Raw genomic sequence first — 21,390 nt, 5'->3', positions numbered from 1 at the left:
CCGCGATCTTTCGATAATCTGAAGCCATGAAGCTCGGCAGCCCCGACCTGGCCACCCTCGGCCACCGCATCCGCCACTACCGCACCGACCTCGGCCTCACGCTCGACCAACTGGGCGATCGCGTGGGCCTCGCGGGCAGCCAGCTCTCGCTCATCGAGAACGGCAAGCGCGAACCCAAGCTCTCGACGCTCGACGCCCTCGCCTCGGCGCTCGAGGTCGACCTCGCCGACCTGCTCAGCCGCGAGGCGCCGAGCCGGCGCGCCGAGCTCGAGCTCGAGCTCGGGCGCGCGCAGTCGAGCCCGCTCTACGCCGCGCTCGGCCTGCCGCACGTGAAGCCGTCACGCGGCATGAGCGACGAGTCGCTCGAGGCGATCGTGGGCCTGCATCACGAACTGCAACGCCGAGCGAGCGAGGCGATCGCGACGCCCGAGGAGGCGCGGCGCGCCAACACCGAGCTGCGGGAGCGCATGCGGGCGCGCAGCAACTACCTGCCCGAGATCGAGCAACTCGCCGAGGAGCAGGTGCGCGCCTCGGGGCACCGGCAGGGTGCGCTCACGCACCGCGAGGTGAGCGTCATGGCCGAGCGCCTCGGCTTCCAGCTCATCTACGTCAACGACCTGCCCGACTCGACCCGGTCGATCACCGATCTCGCGAACGGCCGCATCTACCTGCCGCCGGCCTCGATCCCCGGCGGCCACGGCCTGCGGTCGATGGCGCTGCAGGCCATGGCGCATCGCCTCCTCGGCCACCAGCCGCCGGCGAGCTACGACGAGTTCCTCTGGCAGCGGCTCGAGATCAACTACTTCGCCGCCGCGTGCCTGATGCCGCAGGAGGCATCCGTCGCCTTCCTGCAGGAGGCGAAGAAGGACAAGCGCCTCGCGATCGAGGACTTCCGCGACGCGTTCGGCGTCACCCACGAGGCCGCCGCGCTGCGGTTCACGAACCTCGCCACGAGTCAGCTCGACATGACGGTGCACTTCCTGCGGGTGAACGGCGACGGCGCCCTGCTGAAGGGCTACGAGAACGACGGCCTGCCGCTGCCGACCGATGTCACCGGCTCCATCGAGGGCCAGTGGGTGTGCAAGAAGTGGAGCGCGCGCACGGCCTTCGAGCACACCAACCGCACGACCGAGAACTACCAGTACACCGACACGCCGGTCGGCACGTTCTGGTGCGCCACCCAGACCGGGCGCACGGATGCCACGGAGTTCTCGATCACCGTGGGCGTGCCGTTCAGCCAGGCGAAGTGGTTCCGCGGCCGCGAGACCACCCTTCGCGCGGTCTCGACCTGCCCCGACGAGTCGTGCTGCCGGCGCGCGCCCGACGGCCTCGCCGAGCGCTGGGCCGGGCAGGCGTGGCCGAGCGCGCGCCTGCACGCGCACGTGCTCTCGCCGCTGCCGTCGGGCACCTTCCCGGGCGTCGACGACGCCGAGGTCTACGCCTTCCTCGAGGCCCACGCCACCGAGTAGCGGTGGGGTGCCGTTCTCAGGAGGATTTCGGCGTGTCGCCGCGGGCACCGGAGTGTCGTCCTGAGAAGCGCGGTGATTCCGTCGCCCGATCCTGAGAACGGTACCGAGCCGTTGCGATAATGTGCGTTGCACAGTACAGTGCATGACATGAGCATGGATGACACGACTGCCGGTCAACTGCAGGAACTGCGGCGCGGCACGGTCGTGCTCGGCTGCCTCGTCCGGCTGCGCGAGCCCGACTACGGGTACGCCCTGCTCGAGTCGCTGAACCGCATCGGCATCACCGTCGATGCGAACACCCTGTATCCGCTGCTCCGGCGTCTCGAGAAGCAGGGCCTCCTCACGAGCGAGTGGAACACCGAGGAGGCCCGACCTCGGAAGTTCTACCGCACCAGCCCGGCGGGCGAGCAGCTCGCCGGCGTCCTGACCGCCGATTGGAAGAACATCGACCGGGCCCTCGCCCGGCTCACTTCGGGAGACGAATCATGACCACCCCCGCTGCAACCCTCACCGACCGCTACGTCTGGGCCGCCGTCCGCACCGTGCCCGATGCCCAGCGCGCCGACCTCGACCGCGAGCTGCGCGAGCGCATCGGCGACGCATCCGACGCCCTCGTCGGCACCGGCCGCACTCCCGCCGACGCCGAGCGCATGGCCCTCGTCGAGCTCGGCGACCCGGCCGCGCTCGCGGCCGGGTACGTCGACCGCCCGCTGCAGCTCATCGGCCCGAGCTACTTCCTCACCTGGTGGCGGCTCGTGAAGATGCTCTATGCGATCGTGCTCCCGATCGCGGCGGGCGCCGTGCTCCTGGCGAAGATGGTGTCGCAGGCACCCATCGGCGAGGCGTTCGCCGACGCGTTCTCCGTCGCGTTCGCGCTCGCGGTGCACCTCGGGTTCTGGCCGACCCTGGTCTTCGCCATCCTCGAGCGCTCGCCTGGTCGCGCGCCGGACCTCACCTGGAACCCGGAGATGCTCCCCGACCTCCCGGAGACCGGCCGCCGCGGGCGACTGGGCGACCTCATCGCGTCGCTCGTCTTCCTCGGGCTGTTCGCGATCCTCATCATCTGGCAGGGCTACGGCGCGCCGATCGAGCGGCCGATGGGCGAGGCCGTCCCGGTGCTCTCGCCCGACCTGTGGTCGTTCTGGATCCCGTGGTTCCTCGTGATCATCGGCCTCGAGATGGTGTTCGCCGCCGCGATCTACGCGTGGGGCTGGAACTGGTGGCTCGCCGTCGTCAACCTGCTCCTCAACATCGCGTTCGCGGTGCCGGCACTGTGGCTGTTCACGACCGGGCAGCTCTTCAACCCCGTGTTCCTCGAGGTGATCGGGTGGCCGTGGGGTGAGGCCGGGAGCGTCGTGACGACGATCATCGTGTTCGTGTTCGTGGCGGTGAGCATCTGGGACGTCGTCGACGGGGTGATCAAGACCGTCCGCGGCCGCGGCGGGTCTGCGCTCACGCTCGGCCGGATCTGATCCGGTGCCGCGCCGTCGGGTCGGCGGCGGGGCACCGGCTCCGCTCGGTCAGCCGGCCGGCGGGGTCGGCGGGACCCCGTGCCAGAGCTCGTCGAATGCGATGCTGTCGAAGAACGCGAGCCCCTCGACGACCCGCCCACCGCTCACGCGCATGATCCAGGCGTAGGTGTTCGCGTACTCGGTGCCGGCGGTGGTCGTCCCGGCGCCATCCCAGACGACCACGACCGTGTCGCCGTCGGCGTCCGCGTCCGCGTCGGCGTCCGCGTCGGCGTGCACGCTCCGGATCCGCACGGGCCGGAACGGCGCCTCCGCGGGGAACCGTCGCGCGAATGGCGCGAGCACCTCCTCCTGGAAGGCGGCGGCGTCGTCGTACGTCCCGGCCACGGCCGACCGACCGGCGATCTCCCAGCGCATGTCGGGGGCGAATATGCGCGACACGTGGCCCTCGCCGTTCGCCCAGTCCCGGAATGCCGCCTCGACGATCTCGCGATTCCCCATGCCCGCCTCCCGGGCCTAGGGTATGAGCAGTTCCCGCCACGGCGCGAGCCTCGCGACGGCGGGACGTCGGTGCGCACGACGCGGAGGGAACGACATGCGGATGCTGCGGGGAACCGTCGTGGTGACGGGCGCGACGAGCGGCATCGGGCTCGAGACGGCGAGACGGCTCGCCGAACGCGTCGACCGCCTGGTGGTGCAGGGCCCTGAACCGGAGGAGCGCGTCGACGACCTCATCGCGAGCATCCGGACGCAGGGTGCCGACGTCGAGTACGTCTCGTGCGACTTCAGCCGACTGGCATCCGTCGTCGACGGCGCCGCCGCGATCGCCGCCGCGGCGGCCGGTCCGATCGACGCCCTCGTGAACAACGCGGGCATTCCCGGCGCCGACGTGCGCCGGCTCACGGTCGACGGGCACGAGCGGACCCTGCAGGTGAACTACCTCGCGATGGTGCTGCTCACCGCCCGGTTGCGTCCGGCGCTCGACGACGCGGCGCGCATCGTGAACCTCGGCTCGGCGACGCACGAGATGACCTCGCTCGACCTCGACGACATCGAGCTCGAGCACGGCTACTCGGGCGTTCGCGCCTATGCGCGCTCGAAGCTCGCGATCATCATGTACACCCGCTGGCTCGCCGGGCGGCTCCCCCGTGGCGCGACCGCCGTCAGCCTGAGTCCGGGCGTGATCAGCACCGACCTGCTGCACGCGATGTTCGGCGCGTCGGGCGCCTCGGTCGAGCACGGTGCGTCGAACGTGGTCGACGCGTTGACGACGGATGCCGCGGGCGGCGAGTACTACGACGACGGACGCCTCGTCGAGCCGAGCGCCGAGGCCCGCGACGATCGCGAGACCGATGCGCTCATGCGCTGGACGGCGCGCGCCCTCGCGGAGCACGCCGACGCGGCATCCTTCGGCTGAGCCCCGACGGCCGCCGGCCCAGGCCCCTCGGCCCAGGCGGCCGCCGGCGCGGCGGCCGCCTACTTCGGCTGCATCCGGATCGCGCCGTCGAGGCGGATCACCTCGCCGTTCAGCATCGGGTTCGCGATGATCGACCGCACGAGCGCGGCGTACTCGCTCGGGTGGCCGAGGCGCGACGGGTGCGGCACCTGCGCCTCGAGCGAGGCTCGCACGTCGTCGGACATGCCCGCCATCATGGGCGTCTCGAAGATGCCGGGCGCGATCGTGACGACGCGGACGAGCAGCTTCGACAGGTCGCGCGCGATGGGCAGTGTCATACCGGCCACGCCGGCCTTCGACGCCGAGTACGCTGCCTGGCCGATCTGCCCGTCGAACGCGGCGACGGAGGCGGTGTTGACGATGACGCCGCGCTCGAGCGTCGCCGGACCGCCCGCGACGCCCGCCGACACGGGCTCGGTCCCGGCCATCGCCTCGGCGGCGAGGCGGATGACGTTGAACGTGCCGATGAGGTTCACCCGGATGGTGCGCTCGAACGCGTCGAGCGGTGCGGGTCCGTCACGGCCGACGGTGCGGTTCGCGGTCACGATGCCCGCGCAGTTCACGGCCACGCGCAGGGGCCCGAGGGCGGATGCCGCGGCGACCGCCTCGGCGACCTGCGACTCGTCGGCGACGTCGGCCGGCACGAACCGCGCGTGGTCGCCGAGCTCGGCCGCGGCCTGCTCGCCGCGCGGGCCGGGCAGGTCGACGAGGACGACGTGCGCACCGCCGTCGACGAGGGCCTGCGCGGTCGCGCGGCCGAGGCCGGACGCGCCGCCCGTGACGATCGCAGATGCTCCGCTGAGTTCCATGCTGCTCCTTCGTTCGGTTGGATCTCGCCGAGTGATACACCTCGCGCCGAGTGATGCCGGTGGACCTGTATCAGTCGGCGAGAGGTGTATCACACGCGAGGGGGTCAGAGGCGTTCGACGATGTAGGCGTTGGCCATGCCGCCGCCCTCGCACATCGTCTGGAGGCCGTAGCGGCCGCCGGTGGACTCGAGCTGGTTGACGAGCGTCGTGAGCAGGCGCGTTCCCGACGAGCCGAGCGCGTGGCCGAGGGCGATGGCGCCGCCGCGCGGGTTGAGCTTGCCCGGCTCCGCGCCGGTCTCGGCGAGCCAGGCGAGCGGCACCGACGCGAACGCCTCGTTCACCTCGTACGCGTCGATGTCGTCGTGCGCCAGGCCGGCGCGCTCGAGCACCTTGGCGGTCGCCGGGATGACGCCCGTGAGCATGTACAGCGGGTCGCTGCCGACGACCGAGAACGCCCGGAAGCGAGCGCGCGGCGTGAGGCCGAGCTTCTCGGCAGCGTCGGCGCTCATGATGAGCGCCGCGGATGCGCCGTCGGTGAGGGGCGACGAGTTGCCCGGCGTGATGCGCCAGTCGAGGTCGGGGAAGCGCTCGGCGAGCGCGTCGGTGCGGAAGGCCGCATTCAGTCCCGCGAGCGATTCGACCGTCGTGCCGGGACGGACCGTCTCGTCGACCAGCCTGTCCACGCCCGCGACGGGCACGACCTCGGTCGCGAAGGCGCCGGACTCCCCCGCGGCGGCGGCGAGCTCGTGCGAACGTGCCGCGAACGCGTCGAGGTCGGCGCGCGAGAAGCCCCATTTCGCCGCGATGAGCTCGGCCGACACGCCCTGGTTCACGAGCCCCTCGGGGTACCTGGCCTTCAGCCGCAGGCCGTACGGCTCGGCGCCGGCCGCACTCGAGCCGAGCGGCACCCGGCTCATGGACTCGACGCCGCACGCGATCACGATGTCGGCCTGCCCGGCGAGGATCGCCTGCGCGGCGAACGTCGCCGCCTGCTGGCTCGAGCCGCACTGCCGGTCGATCGTCGTCCCCGGAACGTGCTCGGGGAAGCCGGCGGCGAGCACGGCGTTCCGCGTGACGTTGTACGACTGCTCGCCGATCTGGCTGACGCACCCGCCGATGACGTCGTCGATGAGGGCCGGGTCGAGGTCGTTCCGGTCGACGATCGCGGTGAGCACGCCGGCCAGGAGGTCCACGGGATGGACCTCGCTCAGCATGCCCCCGGGCTTGCCGCGCCCCACGGGGGTGCGGACGACGTCGACGATGACGGCTTCGCTGCTCATGCCATCAGCCTACGGCCGGGCGAGAGCGGCACGGCCCGGCCGGCCTGGGAGCGGGTCGCCGCCGTGCGGCGCCCGCCCCGCGGCATCCGCTCAGCCGACCTCGGCGACCTCGGGCACGGCCGCCGCGGCGACCTGCTCGATGCGCACGGGCTCGCGCTCGGGCAGCACGACCGGGTGGGTGCCCGCCATGGCCTCGATGACGCGGACGACCTGGCACGAGTAGCCGTACTCGTTGTCGTACCAGACGTAGAGCACGACGTCGGTGCCGTCGGCGATGGTCGCGAGGCCGTCGACGATGCCCGCGCGGTGGCTGCCGACGAAGTCGGTCGAGACGACCTCGGCCGACTCGATGTAGTCGACCTGCTGGCGCAGCGGCGAGGTGAGCGAGACCTTGCGGAGGTACGCGTTCAGCGTCGCCTTGTCGGTCGGGCGCTCGAGCTGCAGGTTCAGGATGGCGAGGCTCACGTCGGGCGTGGGCACGCGGATCGCCGAGCCGGTGAGCTTGCCCTCGAGCGCGGGCAGCGCCTTCGAGACGGCCTTCGCGGCGCCGGTCTCGGCGATGACCATGTTGAGCACCGCCGAGCGGCCGCGGCGGTCGCCCTTGTGGAAGTTGTCGATCAGGTTCTGGTCGTTCGTGAACGAGTGCACGGTCTCGACGTGGCCGCGCACGATGCCGTAGGCGTCCTCGATCGCGGCGAGCACCGGGGTGATCGCGTTCGTCGTGCACGAGGCGGCCGAGAGGATGCGGTCGCCCGGCTCGATGTCGCCGTGGTTGATGCCGTGCACGATGTTCTTGATCGCGCCCTTGCCCGGCGCTGTGAGGAGCACGCGCGCGACGCCCGTCGACTCGAGGTGACGGCTGAGGCCCGCCTCGTCGCGCCAGCGGCCCGTGTTGTCGACGACGATCGCGTCGGAGATGCCGTAGGCGGTGTAGTCGATCGTGCCCGGGTCGTCGGAGTAGATGACCTGGATCAGCGTCCCGTTCGCGAGGATCGTGTTCGCCTCCTCGTCGACCGTGATCGTGCCCTGGAAGGGGCCGTGCACCGAGTCGCGGCGGAGCAGACTCGCGCGCTTCTGCAGGTCGTTCTCGGCGCCCTTGCGCACGACGATCGCGCGCAGGCGCAGGCCCTGGCCGCCCCCGGCGTGCGCGATGAGGATGCGGGCGAGCAGGCGCCCGATGCGGCCGAAGCCGTAGAGCACGACGTCGGTGCCGGATGCCGCCGTCTCCGCGGCGTCGGCGTCGGCCGCCGCGTCGACGAGCACGGGCGCGAGCTCGGACCGGAGGAAGTCCACGAGGTCGGTGCCCTCGGGCGCCGCGTGGAAGCGGGAGACGAGGCGGGCCACGTCGATCGAGGCCGGGCCGGGGGCGATCTCGGTGAGGGCCTCGAGCACGCGCATGGTGTCGGCGAGGTCGAGCTCGACATCGCCGGCCTGGCGTGCGAAGCGGTGCGCCTTGAGCAACTCGACGGCGGAGCGGTTGATGAGCCGCCGGCCGTGGATCGAGGTGACGACCCCGTGCCGGCGGTACAACCCGCCGATCAGCGGGATCATGCGCTCGGCGAGCTCCTCTCGGGCGATCCAATCCTCACGGCGGGCGTCGAACTCGTGGCTCACGACTCTTCCTTCCAGCCGCGGGTGGGACCTCGTCGGCCTGGTTCGGGTCGCGCTCACGGGTGGGCAGCGTCGACCACGGGGGTTGTCCAAGGGGATGCTCAGATCATAACCAGCGCGCTGCTGCGAGGGCGCTGTACACGACGTCCGGTGACGGCGGCGACGGATGCCGCGGCGGCGAGCCGTGGCATCCGCTCTGCCGCTCAGGCGAAGACGTCGTCGACGAGGGCGATGTCGTAGACCGCGACGCGCTGCGGCACGCCGTCGAAGGCGGCGGCGCGCCTCTCCGAGGCGAGGTAGGCGGCCTCGAGTGCCCGGAAGGCGTCGGCATCGCCGGGCGCGCTGACCGCCCACACGAACTCGTTGGTCTCGCGGATGCCGTAGGCGAACTCGATCGCGAACCCGGCGGCGGGCCGCACGCGCGGCATCCACTCGTTCCACCACGCCACGAAGGCGTCGTATTCCCCGTCGACGAGCGTGTACCGGCGCAGCTGGATGGTCTTCACGCGTGCCATCCTCCCCCACCGCGGCGGCTCATGACGCCACGAGGCTCGGGCGGCTCCGCCCGCTCGCATAGACTGCGAGGGTCCAGGCGCCGCGGATCGCACGCTCCGCACCGGCACCGGCGCTCGAAAAATGGGCGCGAAGCGTCTGGCCGGTCCGGCCGGCCCCGCGAGACACATACGGAAATCCCGCATCCGTCCCGTCTCGAAAGGCTCCGCCATGCCCACCGTCTCCGCGCACGTCGCCCGCACGCTCGCCGCCCACGTCGACCACGTCTTCGGCGTCATGGGCAACGGCAACGCCTGGTTCCTCGATGCGCTCGAGCGCGAGACGGATGCCGCGTTCACCCCGGTCCGCCACGAGGTCGGCGGCGTGGTCGCGGCAGACGCGCACTTCCGCGCCTCGAACCGGCTCGCCGCGGCGACCGCGACGTACGGGGCCGGGTTCACGAACACGCTGACCGCCCTCGCCGAGGCGGTGCAGGCGCACGTGCCGCTCGTCCTCGTCGTCGGCGACGAGCCGACCTCGGGCCCGCGCCCGTGGGGCGTCGACCAGATCGCGCTCGCGTCGGGCGTCGGCGCCCGCACCTACACCGTGGGCCGAGCGGATGCCGCGGCCACGACCGTCATCGCCATCGAGCACGCCCTGGCGTACCGGGTGCCGACCGTGCTCGCGATCCCCTACGACGTCGCCGCACTCGAGGCCGGGCCCGTGCCGGAGACCGCTGCGCCGACCCTGCCCGGTCCGCTCGCTCCCCGCGGCGAGTTCGCCGCGGGCGCGATCGCCTCGCTCGCCCGCGCGCTCGCCGGTGCGAGCCGCCCGGTGCTGATCGCGGGCCGCGGCGCCTGGCTCGCGGGCGCCGGCGAGGCCCTCGGCGAGCTCGCGGCGGCGACCGGAGCGGTCACCGCATCGACCGCGCTCGGGCGAGGCGTCTTCCCCGACGCGCGCTACGACCTCGGCGTGACGGGCGGCTTCGGCGCCGAGGGCGCGATGGAACTCATCCGCGAGGCCGACGTCGCCGTGGTCTTCGGCGCCTCGCTCAACCAGTTCACGATGCGCTTCGGCGACCTGTTCGCGCCGGGCACGCACGTCGCGCAGGTCGACGTCGCGCCGGCCGCGACGCACCCGCACGTCGGCGCCTACGTGAGGGGCGACGCGGCGCTCGTCGCCCGTGCGCTCGTCGAGGAGCTCGGCGCGCTCGGCGCCGAGACCTCCGGATGGCGCGAGTCGATCGACCTCGCGCCGCTCCGCGCGCACGATCCGGGCGTCGGCATCGTGCCCGAGGACGGCCGCCTCGACCCCCGCTCGGTGGCCGCGCGCCTCGCGGAACTCCTGCCGGAGGACCGCGTCGTCGTCTCCGACGGCGGCCACTTCATCGGCTGGGCGAACATGTACTGGCCCGTGGCGTCACCCGACCGCATGATGATGATCGGCACCGCGTTCCAGTCGATCGGGCTCGGCTTCCCGAGCGTGCCCGGCGCCGCGACGGCGAAGCCCGACGCGGCGATCGTGCTCACGACCGGCGACGGCGGCGGCCTGATGGCGATCGCCGACCTGGAGACCGCCGTCCGCACCGCGGGCGGCCGCGGCATCGCCGTGGTCTGGAACGACACCGCCTACGGCGCCGAGGTGCACCTGTACGGCCGCAAGGGCCTCGCCGAGCCGCCGATGCGGATCCCGGAGGTCGACTTCGCGGGCCTCGCGACGGCCGTCGGCGCCGAGGGCGTCGTCGTCCGCGAGCTCGCCGACCTCGACCGGCTCGAAGCCTGGGCGGCCGAGCCCGTCGCCGAGCGGCGCTTCCTGCTCCTCGACTGCCGGGTCTCGGACCGGATCGTGGCGCCGTACCAGCACGAGATCATCCGCGTGAACTCCTGACGCTCCCCCGCGCAGATGACGGATGCCTCGTGCTCGGGCCCGAGCGGGATGTCGGTGCGGTCGCGCAGCAGCAGGATCGCCGCGAAGGCGACGAGCATGACGCCAGCGATGTAGAACGCCACCGAGGTCCACGCCGGCGGCGGGAGTGCCGCCGGAATCTACCGGTCGAGCGTACCGCAGATCATATATGATCTGAGATATTAAATGCGACTCGCGGTTCGATACGATCGACGCGAACGCTCACGACGAAGTGGAGATCACGTGCCAGACCCGTCTCGCATCCGGGAGATCGCCGACGAGCTCTTCGCCGCCGACCGCGACCGCACGACCGTCCCCCTCCTGACCGCGCGCAATCCCGGCATGACCGTCGAGGATGCGTACGCAGTGCAGCGCGAGTGGGCCGAGCGGCGGAGGTCGGCGGGCGCCAGGCTCGTCGGCCGGAAGATCGGCCTCACCTCGAAGGTCATGCAGGTCGCCACGGGCATCACCGAGCCCGACTACGGCGTGATCTTCGACGACATGGTCTACGAGTCGGGTTCGGTGATCGAGTTCGACCGCTTCTCGAACGTGCGCATCGAGGTCGAGCTCGCGTTCGTGCTCGGTGCCCCGCTGGAGGGCCCTGACACGACGATCTTCGACGTGCTGCGCGCGACCGAGTACGTCGTGCCCGCGCTCGAGGTGCTGAACTCGCACATCGCGCTCGAGGGCCGCACGATCGTCGACACCATCAGCGACAACGCCGCGATGGGCGCGATGGTCGTCGGCGGGCGCCCAGTGAAGGTGGACGACGTCGACCTCCGCTGGGTGGGCGCGCTCCTCTCGCGCAACGAGACCATCGAGGAGTCGGGCGTCGCCGGCGCGGTGCTCGGCCACCCCGCCATGGGCGTCGCCTGGCTCGCGGACAAGCTCGCCGCGCACGGGCAGTCGCTCGGCGCCGGCGAGATCATCCTCGCCGGCAGCTTCACGCGGCCCATGTGGGTCGAGCGCGGCGACACGGTCCACGCCGACTACCACGACCTCGGGAGCATCTCGTGCCGATTCGCCTGACCCTGCCGCCGACCTTCGCCGCGCGCATCGACGAGGCCGACCGACCGCAGGTCGGCATGTGGGTGTGCTCGGGCAGCCCGCTCGTCGCCGAGATCGCCGCGGGCAGCGGCCTCGACTGGGTGCTCATCGACGGCGAGCACTCCCCCAACGGTCTCGAGTCGATCCTCGCGCAGCTGCAGGCCGTCGCGGCCTACCCCGTCGCCCCGGTGGTGCGCGTGCCCTACGGCGACACGGTCGTCATCAAGCAGTTCCTCGACCTCGGCGTGCAGAACCTGCTCGTGCCGATGGTCGACTCGGCCGAGCAGGCCGCCGAGATCGTCCGCGGGGTGCGCTACCCCACGGGCGGCGTCCGCGGGGTGGGCTCGTCGCTCGCGCGCGCCTCGCGCTGGAACCGCGTCGAGGACTACCTGGCGGATGCCTCGTCGACGATCAGCCTCTTCGTGCAGATCGAGTCCGCCGCGGCGGTCGCGGCGGTCGACGCCATCGCCGTGACGCCCGGGGTCGACGGGCTCTTCGTCGGCCCGGCCGACCTCGCCGCGTCGATGGGTCACCTCGGCCAGCAGTCGCACCACGAGGTCGTCGAGGCGGTGCTCACGTCGATCCGCGCGGGCGTCAGGGCGGGCATCCCGGTCGGCGTGAACGCGTTCGTCGCGGCCGACGCCGAGCGCTACCTCGACGCGGGCGCGTCGTTCGTCGCGGTCGGAGCGGATGTCGCGCTGCTCGCGCGCGCGTCCGAGGCCCTTGCCGATCGTTTCATCGGCGCCGACGGGGCGGCGGATGCCTCGGGCGGCAGGTCCGACGGAGCCGCCGGAGGGGGCGGCGGGTCGTCAGCGACCGGCACGAGCACCGGAACCGGCGAGCGTCAGAGCTACTGAGCGGCCGCGGCATCCGCCCCCTTGCCAGGCATCGCCAGATCGTATATGATTTCAGATATCGGAAGACGAGGGAGTCCATGACCGCCATCTCGAAGCCCGGCAAGATCATCGCCGTGCACCTCAACTACCCGTCGCGCGCGGCGCAGCGCGGTCGCACGCCGGCGCAGCCGAGCTACTTCCTCAAGCCGCAGAGTTCCCTGGGCGACACCGGCGGCACCGTCGAACGCCCCGCCGGCACCGAGTTGCTCGCATTCGAGGGCGAGATCGCGCTCATCATCGGCGAGCCGGCCCGCCGCGTCTCCCCCGCCGACGGCTGGTCCCACGTCGCCGCCGTCACGGCCGCGAACGACTTCGGCCTCTACGACCTGCGCGCCGCCGACAAGGGCTCGAACGTCCGCTCCAAGGGCGGCGACGGTTTCACGCCGCTCGGCCCCGTCGCGATCCCGACCGAGGGAATCGGCCAGGGCGACTGGCGTGTGCGTACGTGGGTGAACGGCGAACTCGTCCAGGAGGACACGTCGGACACGCTCCTCTTCGACTTCGGTCGGCTCGTCGCCGACCTCTCGCAGCACTTCACCCTCGAGACGGGCGACGTGATCCTCACGGGCACCCCCGCCGGCTCGTCGGTCGTCGTCCCCGGCGATGTCGTCGAGGTCGAGGTCGATGCGCCGCGCGCGCCGGGCGCACCGACGACCGGTCGCCTCGTCACGACCGTGGCGCAGGGCGAGGTCGCGTTCGGCGACTACGGCTCGAAGCCCGCCGTCGACGACCTGCAGCGCGTCGAGGCCTGGGGGTCTGAGGCTGCCCACGCCGCGGCGGTCGCGGCCGCCCGGGCGACGCCGCTCGACGCCGATGCCGCGGCCGACGCCGACGACGCCGCCGCCGCCGAGGCGACGGATGCCGCCGAGCCCGCGTTCGAGCTCACCGACGCGCTGCGCGCCCAGCTCTCGTCCGTCGCCGTCGCAACGCTCTCGGTCGCCCTCCGCAAGCGCGGCTACCACGACGTGTTCATCGAGGGCGTCTTCGCGAACCACCCGGGCGACCGCGTCGTCGGCCGCGCCCGGACGCTCCGCTTCATCCCCGCCCGGCCCGACCTCTTCGCCGTGCACGGCGGCGGCTACAACGCCCAGAAGCGCGCATTCGACTCGGTCGGCGCGGGCGAGGTGCTCGTGGTCGACGCCCGCGGCGAGCGCGGCACCGGCACGGTCGGCGACGTGCTCGCCCTCCGGGCGAAGGTGCGCGGCGCCGCGGGGATCGTGACCGACGGCGGCGTGCGCGACTTCGACGCGGTCGCCGAGATCGGCATCCCCGTCTTCTCGCAGGGCCCGCACCCGAGCGTGCTCGGCCGGCGCCACGTGCCGTGGGAGACCGACGTGACGATCGCGTGCGGCGGTGCCGCCGTGCAGCCCGGCGACGTGATCGTGGGCGACGGCGACGGTGTCATCGTGATCCCGCCGCACCTCGTCGCCGAGGTCGCGGCCGAGGCCGCCGAACAGGACGCCGCCGACGCGTGGGTCGCCGAGCGCGTGGCCGAGGGCGAGCCGGTCGACGGGCTGTTCCCCATGGACCGCGCGTGGCGCGCGCGCTACGAGCGCGAGCGGGATGCCGCGGCATCCGGCGCCGTCGAAGGCCGCGCCGAGGAGTCGCGATGAGCGTCGAGAGCAAGTCGCAGCAGGCGTACCGCTTCATCCGGGAGCGCATCGACGACGGCCGCTACGTGCCGGGCTACCGGCTCGTGCTCGCGCAGATCGCCGGCGAACTCGACGTGTCCGTGGTGCCCGTGCGCGAGGCCATCCGGCGCCTCGAGGCCGAGGGACTCGTGACGTTCCAGAAGAACGTCGGCGCGCAGGTCGCGCTCATCAAGGAGACCGAGTACCTGCACACGATGGAGACGCTCGCGCTCGTCGAGGGCTTCGCGACGTCGCTCACCGCGCCGTACCTCTCACCCGAGCAACTCGGCCGGGCCAGGGCGATCAACGCCGAGATGCGCCGCACGCTCGAGGACTTCGAGCCGCACCGGTTCACCGAGCTCAACCTCGAGTTCCATGCGGTGCTCTTCGAGGGGTGCCCGAACCCGCACGTGCTCGATCTCGTGCACCGCGGCTGGAATCGGATGCGCGTGCTCCGCGACTCGTCGTTCAGCTTCGTCCCGGGCCGTGCCCGCGCCTCCGTCGAGGAGCACGAGCGCATCATCGACCTCATCGAGCAGGGCGCCGACGCGCTCGAGATCGAACTCGCCGCCCGACGGCACCGCACCGCGACGCTCGACGCGGTGCTCGCCTACCAGGCCGACCACCGGCCGGCGGGCGCTCCGGCGACGGAGGCCGTCGCCACCTGACCCCGCCACTCACCGACCATCCCGCGGCGCCCATCGACGCACGCCGCCCGCCCAGCACCACTCCGAGAGGATCCACCAGCATGACCCACTACATCCCCGAGGGCCTGCCCGACCGCATCCGCCACTACATCGACGGCGAATTCGTCGACTCGGTCGGCGGCGAGACGTTCGACGTGCTCGACCCCGTGTCGAACGAGACGTACGTGCAGGCCGCTGCCGGCCAGCAGGCTGACATCGATCTCGCCGTCGTCGCCGCGCGCCGCGCGTTCACCGAGGGCCCGTGGCCGCGGATGCTGCCGCGCGAGCGCTCGCGCGTGCTGCACCGGATCGCCGACCTCGTCGAGTCGCGCGACGCGCGCCTTGCGGAGCTCGAGACCTTCGACACCGGGCTGCCGATCACGCAGGCGCTCGGCCAGGCGCGACGCGCGGCCGAGAACTTCCGCTTCTTCGCCGACCTGATCGTCGCGCAGGCCGACGACACCTACAAGGTGCCCGGTCGCCAGGTGAACTACGTCAACCGCAAGCCGATCGGCGTCGCCGGCCTCATCACGCCGTGGAACACGCCGTTCATGCTCGAGTCGTGGAAGCTCGCCCCCGCGATCGCCACCGGCAACACCGTGGTGCTGAAGCCGGCCGAGTTCACCCCGCTCTCCGCGTCGCTGTGGGCCGAGATCTTCGAGGAGGCCGGCCTGCCGCAGGGCGTGTTCAACCTCGTCAACGGGCTCGGCGAGGAGGCGGGCGACGCGCTGGTGAAGCATCCGGATGTGCCGCTCATCTCGTTCACGGGCGAGAGCCGGACCGGGCAGATCATCTTCGGCAACGCCGCACCGTTCCTCAAGGGCCTCTCGATGGAGCTCGGCGGCAAGAGCCCGGCCGTCGTGTTCGCCGACGCCGACCTCGACGCCGCGGTCGACGCGACGATCTTCGGCGTGTTCTCGCTGAACGGCGAGCGCTGCACGGCGGGCAGCCGCATCCTCGTCGAGCGCTCGGTCTACGACGAGTTCGTCGAGAAGTACGCCGCGCAGGCGAAGCGCGTCGTCGTCGGCGACCCGCACGACCCGAAGACCGAGGTCGGCGCGCTCGTGCACCCCGAGCACTACGACAAGGTCATGAGCTACGTGGAGATCGGCAAGGGCGAGGGTCGCCTCGTCGCCGGTGGCGGCCGCCCCGAGGGCCTGCCGAACGGAAACTACGTCGCCCCGACGGTGTTCGCGGATGTCGCCAAGGACGCCCGCATCTTCCAGGAGGAGATCTTCGGCCCGGTCGTCGCGATCACGCCATTCGACAGCGACGAGGAGGCGCTCGAGCTCGCCAACGGCGTGAAGTACGGCCTCGCCGCGTACATCTGGACGAACGACCTCAAGCGGGCGCACAACTTCTCGCAGGCGGTCGAGGCCGGCATGGTCTGGCTGAACTCGAACAACGTGCGCGACCTCCGCACCCCGTTCGGCGGCGTGAAGGCCTCAGGCCTCGGCCATGAGGGCGGCTACCGCTCGATCGACTTCTACACCGACCAGCAGGCGGTGCACATCACCCTCGGGGCCGTCCACAACCCCACGTTCGGCAAGGGCTGAACTCCCACCGCTGATCGAGTCGGCGCGCAGCGCCGTATCGAGATCCCCACCATCGAAAGCAAGGACGCTGACATGACCAACCGCGACGACATGACCCTCACCTCCTCCGGCTTCTACGTCTCCCAGGAGGCGCCGATCCGGAGCGAGAACCCGATCCCGACCCCGACGGCTCCGGCGCCCGACATCCTGCGCTGCGCGTACATGGAACTCGTCGTCACCGACCTCGCGGCGAGCCGGAACTTCTACGTCGAGGTGCTCGGCCTCACCGTGACCGAGGAGGACGACGAGACCGTCTACCTCCGTTCGCTCGAGGAGTTCATCCACCACAACCTCGTGCTCCGCACGGGTCCGGTCGCGGCGGTCGCCGCGTTCAGCTACCGCGTGCGCACCCCCGAAGACCTCGACAAGGCGGTCGCCTTCTACACCGAGCTCGGATGCCGCGTCGAGCGCCGCACGGAGGGCTGGACGAAGGGCATCGGCGAGTCGGTGCGCGTCGAGGACCCGCTCGGCTTCCCGTACGAGTTCTTCCACGACGTCGAGCACGTCGAGCGCCTCGCGTGGCGCTACGACCTCTACACGCCCGGCGCGCTCGTGCGCCTCGACCACTTCAACCAGGTCACGCCCGACGTGCCGCGCGCGGTCGGCTTCATGCAGGACCTCGGGTTCCGCGTGACGGAGGACATCCAGGACGAGGCCGGCACGGTCTACGCGGCGTGGATGCGCCGCAAGCCCACCGTGCACGACACCGCCATGACCGGCGGCGACGGCCCCCGCATGCACCACGTCGCGTTCTCGACGCACGAGAAGCACAACATCCTCGCCATCTGCGACAAGCTGGGCGCGCTGCGCATGTCGGACGCGATCGAGCGCGGCCCCGGCCGTCACGGCGTCTCGAACGCGTTCTACCTCTACCTGCGCGACCCCGACGGCCACCGCGTCGAGATCTACACGCAGGACTACTACACCGGCGACCCCGACAACCCCGTCGTCACGTGGGACGTGCACGACAACCAGCGCCGCGACTGGTGGGGCAACCCCGTGGTGCCGTCGTGGTACACCGAGGCGTCGCTCGTGCTCGACCTCGACGGCAACCCGAAGCCCGTCGTCGCACGCACCGACGACTCGGAGATGGCCGTGACCATCGGCGCGGACGGCTTCTCGTACACCCGCATGGGCGACGAGGAGAAGGGCTTCAAGCTCGGCAACACGCTCTGAGGGCCAGGCCGAACCCGCTCAGGCGCGCGAACAATAGCGGATTCCCGCCTCCGCCGGAATGGCTGGACGACCCGGCGACCGCCGCGGGATGCTGGACCCGTGATCGCGGACCAGGGAACGACCGCTACGCGGGCGATCACACCGGGGGGACCGACCCCCGGGAGGCACCTGCCTCCCGGGGCCCACGTTCCCGAACGCCGTGCATGCACGGCGTCATCGCCGATCAGAAAGGCACTTCCGTGAACATCCTGCTCATCATCGTCGGAATCATCGCCGTCATCCTGCTCTTCACCGGAGGCTTCGTGGAGTCGCTGAACTTCCTGCTCTGGGTGGGCATCATCCTGCTCGTGCTGGCCGTGATCGTCTGGCTCGTGCGCATGCTCACCGGCAGCCGGAGGGTCTGATCGCCTCCACCGGGTCGCGCGACGCGACCCGGTGATCAGCCCCCGGTGGGGCCCGACTCGCCGCCGGCACCTGAAGGGTGCCCGGCGGCGTCGTCGTGTCCGGAGCCGTCCGTCGCGGGACCGTCCGTCGTGGGGCCCTCGCCCGCCGGGTCGTGCGCGTGCGTCTCCACGAGCTCCATCGCCTCGATCATGCCCGCGAGGAAACGCGCCACCACGGCCAGCTCGTCGGGCGCCAGTCCGTCGGCGACCTCGATCATGGCCTGGTGCATCCGCCCGAGCGTCGCGCGCACCTCGGCATCGCTCCCGGTCGTGCTCCCGACGACGAGCGAACGGCGATCGCTCGGGTGCGGCCGCCGGACCAGGTGCCCGCTCCGCGCGAGCCGGTCGATGAGCACCGTCGTCGACGCGGTCGAGATGCCGAGCAGCTTCGCGAGCACGCCGGGCGTCAGCATCTCGCCCTCGCGCTCCGCACGCAGGACGTACCGGAGCGCAAGCAGGTCGGTCTCGCCCATGCCCATCGAATCGCGCGTGCGCCGCCGCATCTCCTGGTCGGCGGCGCGGTAGCGGCGCAGCAGGTTCAGGACGTCGACGCTCCCGATGCGCGCGTCATCGGGACCGTACCAGTACCCGCTCGAATCGGAACCGCTGGTACGACTGGACACCCTGACACCCTAGTCCCGGCCGTGAGCGCTTCGTGCGCGCACGTCCAAGCGCGCCGCACCCACGGGCAACGAGGTGGACGAGTGCGCTGCCTACCGTGGAACCCCGACTCAACGTGGAGGTGCCATGAACAGCCCGATCCCTGTCCTCGACGACACGCAGACCGACCTGCTCGCCGAGATCACGCCGCAGGACGGCGAACGCCGCGAGATCCTCGACCCGGCGACGGGCGGGCTCGTCGGTCACGCCCCGGTGCACTCCGTCGCGGACCTCGAGCGTGCGGTTTCCCGCGCGAAGGCGGCCCAGCCGGCATGGGCGGCACTCGGGCACGAGCGCCGTAGCGAACTGCTCATGCGGGCGGCTGACGCGATCGACGCCGAGGCGGAGGCCCTCGCGCACGTGCTGTCGCGCGAGCAGGGCAAGCCGCTGAACGGTCCCAACGCGCGCTTCGAGGTCGGCGCGGCATCCGGGTGGATGCGGGCCGCCGCCGCGACGCCGCTCGAGGCCGAGGTCGTCGTCGACGACGGCGAGACGCGTGCGGAGCTGCACTACCGCCCGATCGGCGTCGTCGGCGCGATCGGGCCGTGGAACTGGCCGCAGATGATCACCATCTGGCAGGTCGCGCCTGCGCTCCGGATGGGCAACACGGTCGTCGTGAAGCCGTCGGAGTACACGCCGCTCAGCGTGCTCGCGCTCATCGAGGTCATCAACCGCGTGCTGCCCGAGGGCGTCGTCTCGGTCGTCTCAGGTGGCCGCGACGTCGGCGCGGCGCTGGCGTCGCACCCGTCGATCGGGAAGGTCATGTTCACCGGCTCGACGGCGACCGGCAAGGCGATCATCCGCAGCTCGGCCGACACGGTCAAGCGCCTCACGCTCGAACTCGGCGGCAACGACGCCGGCATCGTCCTGCCCGACGTCGACCCGAAGGCGATCGCCGAGGGCGTGTTCTGGGGCGCCTTCATCAACACGGGTCAGACGTGCGCCGCGCTGAAGCGGCTGTATGTGCATGACGAGGTCTACGACGCCGTGTGCGAGGCGCTCGTCGACGTCGCACGCGCGATGCCCATGGGCGTCGGGCTCGACGAGGCGAACGTGCTCGGGCCGCTGCAGAACCGGCCGCAGTTCGACATCGTCGACCGGCTCGTGGAGTCGGCGAAGGCCGGCGGCGCGCGGGTGCTGCTCGGCGGCGACCCGGATCGCACGCAACCCGGCAACTTCTACCCGACGACGCTCGTGGCCGACATCGATGACGCCGCGCCGCTCGTGCAGGAGGAGCAGTTCGGGCCGGCGCTGCCGATCATCCGCTACCACGACCTCGACGAGGCGATCGCGATGGCGAACGGCGTCGAGGTCGGGCTCGGCGCGTCGGTGTGGTCCACCGACCGCGACGAGGCGCGCCGCATCGCCGCGCGCCTGGAGGCCGGCACGGTGTGGATCAACGCGCACGGCGCGGTCCACCCGATGGCGCCGTTCGGCGGCGCGAAGCAGTCCGGCTACGGGCTCGAGTTCGGCGTCGAGGGCCTCAAGGCGCTCGGCGTCCCGCAGGTCGTCAACGGCTGACCTGCGGAGCGTCCGCGGGGGCGGGCAGGGATGGGCCGGGAGCGCGATCGCGCTCCCGGCCCTCGCCGTGCCGCGCTCCCGTCCCCGCCTGCCGAGGTCGGCCCGCCGCGGCGCGTATCGTTGACCCCGACGCCGCGGCGTCGCGAGAGGGGACCATGCCGAAGATCGTCGACCACGACGCGCGCCGCCTCGAGATCGTGCATGCGACCTGGCGCCTGATCGCGGAGAAGGGGTTCCGTGCGACCACGATGCGCGAGATCGCGAAGGCGTCGGGCGTCGCGAACGGCGGGCTCTTCCCCTACTTCCGCAACAAGGAGGAGCTGATCGGGGCGACGTTCGAGCACGTGTTCGCCGCCACGAACGAGCGCTTCGCGGCCGTGCGCGCCGACCTCGAGGGCATGGCGGCCCTCCGCGAGCTGATGCTGCAGATCTTCCCCCTCGACGAGGAGCGGATCCTCGAGGCGCGCATCGTCATCCCGTTCTGGGAGTACGCGGCCAATGAACCCGACCTGCTCGCCCTGCACGAGCGCACCATGGACCAGTGGCGCGTCGAGTTCGGAGGGCACCTCGCCGACGCCAAGCGCCTCGGCGAGATCCGCGACGACGTCGACATCCCGGTCGTCGTCGATCACCTCATGGCGATGCTCGACGGCGTGCAGGTCATCGCGGTCGTCGCTCCGGCGAGCGCCGCCACGGACCGACTGACCCGATCGCTCGACGGCTACCTCGACCTCCTGCGCTGACCGCCGACCGCGGTCTGTCGAAGGCGACGGATGCCGCTGCGCCGGTGGCGCGGGTCAGTTGATGATCTCGCCGCGCTCGTCTGCCGCGAGCTCCGCCAGGCGATCCCGCCACGCCTGCAGCGCCTCCGGCGCGAGCCGGGTCCAGTCGGCGACCTCGCCGACGACCCGCAACGGTTCCGTGCTCCGATACGACCGCGTCGGGTTGCCGGGGAACTTCCGGTCGGTGACGTTCGGGTCGTCCTCGAACGATCCGGTCGGCTCGACCGCGTAGACGCGCGGCTCGCCGTCGCCGGCGGCGAGTTCGGCCGCGAGGCCGGCGCCATCCGGAAGCGCCGTGAAGTAGACGTGGTTCATGACCACCTCGGGGCGGTAGTTCGAGCGGAACCCCGCCGTCACGAGGTCCCCGACCTCCAGGTCGGCCTTCGTGCCGTGGTAGAACGGCCCCTCGTCCAGTGCGTCGCCCACCCGGGACAGCGTAGACCTCCTTGCGGGGACGGCGAA

Annotated in this window: 21 protein-coding genes; 14 read left to right on the top strand and 7 right to left on the bottom strand. The window is 71.8% G+C overall.

Translation table 11 applies throughout. The features are described 5' to 3' along the window. Positions 1–26: 26 nt before the first annotated feature. From ACQ393_RS05875 to ACQ393_RS05865, 3 genes are all read left to right on the top strand, one after another. On the top strand, positions 27–1,469 hold the full coding sequence (locus tag ACQ393_RS05875; RefSeq protein WP_430645894.1) for a helix-turn-helix domain-containing protein: 1,443 nt from the start codon (positions 27–29) through the stop codon (positions 1,467–1,469). Positions 1,470–1,622: 153 nt separating this feature from the next. Further along, positions 1,623–1,958 carry a PadR family transcriptional regulator gene (locus ACQ393_RS05870; RefSeq protein ID WP_430646296.1) on the top strand — a complete coding sequence of 112 codons (336 nt, stop codon included), beginning with the start codon at positions 1,623–1,625 and terminating at the stop codon, positions 1,956–1,958. Then, a complete protein-coding gene (locus ACQ393_RS05865) occupies positions 1,955–2,941 on the top strand; it encodes a permease prefix domain 1-containing protein (RefSeq protein ID WP_430645893.1) in 987 nt (328 codons plus the stop codon). Before ACQ393_RS05870 ends, ACQ393_RS05865 begins: the two co-directional genes overlap by 4 nt. Positions 2,942–2,989: 48 nt before the next feature. On the opposite strand, the gene ACQ393_RS05860 is transcribed toward ACQ393_RS05865, so the two are convergent. Then, on the bottom strand, positions 2,990–3,439 hold the full coding sequence (locus ACQ393_RS05860) for a nuclear transport factor 2 family protein (RefSeq protein WP_430645892.1): 450 nt from the start codon (positions 3,437–3,439) through the stop codon (positions 2,990–2,992). Between the two features lie 100 nt (positions 3,440–3,539). Here ACQ393_RS05860 and ACQ393_RS05855 point away from each other — a divergent pair, with 100 nt between their 5' ends. Then, the gene (locus tag ACQ393_RS05855; RefSeq protein WP_430645891.1) at positions 3,540–4,355 is read left to right on the top strand and encodes an SDR family NAD(P)-dependent oxidoreductase; all 816 of its coding nucleotides are present in this window, start codon (positions 3,540–3,542) and stop codon (positions 4,353–4,355) included. 59 nt (positions 4,356–4,414) lie between these two features. On the opposite strand, the gene ACQ393_RS05850 is transcribed toward ACQ393_RS05855, so the two are convergent. From ACQ393_RS05850 to ACQ393_RS05835, 4 genes are all read right to left on the bottom strand, one after another. Further along, complete coding sequence (locus tag ACQ393_RS05850; protein ID WP_430645890.1) at positions 4,415–5,203, bottom strand: 3-hydroxyacyl-CoA dehydrogenase; 789 nt, start codon at positions 5,201–5,203, stop codon at positions 4,415–4,417. Between the two features lie 104 nt (positions 5,204–5,307). Further along, positions 5,308–6,483, bottom strand: coding sequence for a thiolase family protein (locus ACQ393_RS05845; protein WP_430645889.1), 1,176 nt, complete (start codon positions 6,481–6,483; stop codon positions 5,308–5,310). A 90-nt stretch (positions 6,484–6,573) separates the two neighbouring features. Further along, the gene (locus ACQ393_RS05840; RefSeq protein ID WP_430645888.1) at positions 6,574–8,097 is read right to left on the bottom strand and encodes a glyceraldehyde-3-phosphate dehydrogenase; all 1,524 of its coding nucleotides are present in this window, start codon (positions 8,095–8,097) and stop codon (positions 6,574–6,576) included. A gap of 200 nt (positions 8,098–8,297) precedes the next feature. Then, the gene (locus ACQ393_RS05835) at positions 8,298–8,600 is read right to left on the bottom strand and encodes a hypothetical protein (RefSeq protein WP_430645887.1); all 303 of its coding nucleotides are present in this window, start codon (positions 8,598–8,600) and stop codon (positions 8,298–8,300) included. Positions 8,601–8,817: 217 nt separating this feature from the next. Here ACQ393_RS05835 and ACQ393_RS05830 point away from each other — a divergent pair, with 217 nt between their 5' ends. The 8 genes from ACQ393_RS05830 (at position 8,818) to ACQ393_RS05795 (ending at position 17,926) form a co-directional block, all read left to right on the top strand. Next, entirely contained in the window at positions 8,818–10,473 is a 1,656-nt protein-coding gene (locus tag ACQ393_RS05830; protein WP_430645886.1) for a thiamine pyrophosphate-binding protein, read from the top strand. A gap of 261 nt (positions 10,474–10,734) precedes the next feature. Then, positions 10,735–11,520: a 2-oxo-hept-4-ene-1,7-dioate hydratase gene (gene hpaH / locus ACQ393_RS05825; RefSeq protein WP_430645885.1), complete on the top strand. Its 786-nt coding sequence runs from the start codon at positions 10,735–10,737 to the stop codon at positions 11,518–11,520. After that, complete coding sequence (locus ACQ393_RS05820) at positions 11,505–12,395, top strand: HpcH/HpaI aldolase family protein (protein WP_430645884.1); 891 nt, start codon at positions 11,505–11,507, stop codon at positions 12,393–12,395. The genes hpaH and ACQ393_RS05820 overlap by 16 nt, the downstream gene beginning before the upstream one ends. 77 nt (positions 12,396–12,472) lie before the next feature. Beyond that, entirely contained in the window at positions 12,473–14,047 is a 1,575-nt protein-coding gene (locus ACQ393_RS05815) for a fumarylacetoacetate hydrolase family protein (RefSeq protein WP_430645883.1), read from the top strand. Continuing rightward, positions 14,044–14,733, top strand: coding sequence for a GntR family transcriptional regulator (locus ACQ393_RS05810; RefSeq protein ID WP_430645882.1), 690 nt, complete (start codon positions 14,044–14,046; stop codon positions 14,731–14,733). The genes ACQ393_RS05815 and ACQ393_RS05810 overlap by 4 nt, the downstream gene beginning before the upstream one ends. A gap of 80 nt (positions 14,734–14,813) precedes the next feature. After that, positions 14,814–16,307: a 5-carboxymethyl-2-hydroxymuconate semialdehyde dehydrogenase gene (gene hpaE / locus ACQ393_RS05805; protein ID WP_430645881.1), complete on the top strand. Its 1,494-nt coding sequence runs from the start codon at positions 14,814–14,816 to the stop codon at positions 16,305–16,307. 72 nt (positions 16,308–16,379) lie between these two features. Beyond that, complete coding sequence (gene hpaD, locus ACQ393_RS05800) at positions 16,380–17,522, top strand: 3,4-dihydroxyphenylacetate 2,3-dioxygenase (RefSeq protein ID WP_430645880.1); 1,143 nt, start codon at positions 16,380–16,382, stop codon at positions 17,520–17,522. A gap of 239 nt (positions 17,523–17,761) precedes the next feature. Beyond that, on the top strand, positions 17,762–17,926 hold the full coding sequence (locus tag ACQ393_RS05795; protein WP_430645879.1) for a hypothetical protein: 165 nt from the start codon (positions 17,762–17,764) through the stop codon (positions 17,924–17,926). A 35-nt stretch (positions 17,927–17,961) separates the two neighbouring features. Here ACQ393_RS05795 and ACQ393_RS05790 read toward each other — a convergent pair whose 3' ends face one another. Further along, a complete protein-coding gene (locus tag ACQ393_RS05790; protein ID WP_430645878.1) occupies positions 17,962–18,588 on the bottom strand; it encodes a MarR family winged helix-turn-helix transcriptional regulator in 627 nt (208 codons plus the stop codon). Positions 18,589–18,712: 124 nt separating this feature from the next. Here ACQ393_RS05790 and ACQ393_RS05785 point away from each other — a divergent pair, with 124 nt between their 5' ends. Both ACQ393_RS05785 and ACQ393_RS05780 read left to right on the top strand, forming a co-directional pair. Then, on the top strand, positions 18,713–20,146 hold the full coding sequence (locus tag ACQ393_RS05785; RefSeq protein ID WP_430645877.1) for an aldehyde dehydrogenase family protein: 1,434 nt from the start codon (positions 18,713–18,715) through the stop codon (positions 20,144–20,146). A 155-nt stretch (positions 20,147–20,301) separates the two neighbouring features. Then, the gene (locus tag ACQ393_RS05780) at positions 20,302–20,889 is read left to right on the top strand and encodes a TetR/AcrR family transcriptional regulator (RefSeq protein WP_430645876.1); all 588 of its coding nucleotides are present in this window, start codon (positions 20,302–20,304) and stop codon (positions 20,887–20,889) included. Between the two features lie 54 nt (positions 20,890–20,943). On the opposite strand, the gene arr is transcribed toward ACQ393_RS05780, so the two are convergent. After that, entirely contained in the window at positions 20,944–21,354 is a 411-nt protein-coding gene (arr, locus tag ACQ393_RS05775; protein WP_430645875.1) for an NAD(+)--rifampin ADP-ribosyltransferase, read from the bottom strand. Between the last annotated feature and the right edge of the window lie 36 nt (positions 21,355–21,390).

This window comes from Agromyces sp. GXS1127 (assembly GCF_050565425.1).
Classification (GTDB): Bacteria; Actinomycetota; Actinomycetes; order Actinomycetales; family Microbacteriaceae; genus Agromyces.
The sequence above is the reverse complement of the archived record's forward strand: the minus strand, read 5'-3'. Positions and strand labels throughout refer to the sequence as shown.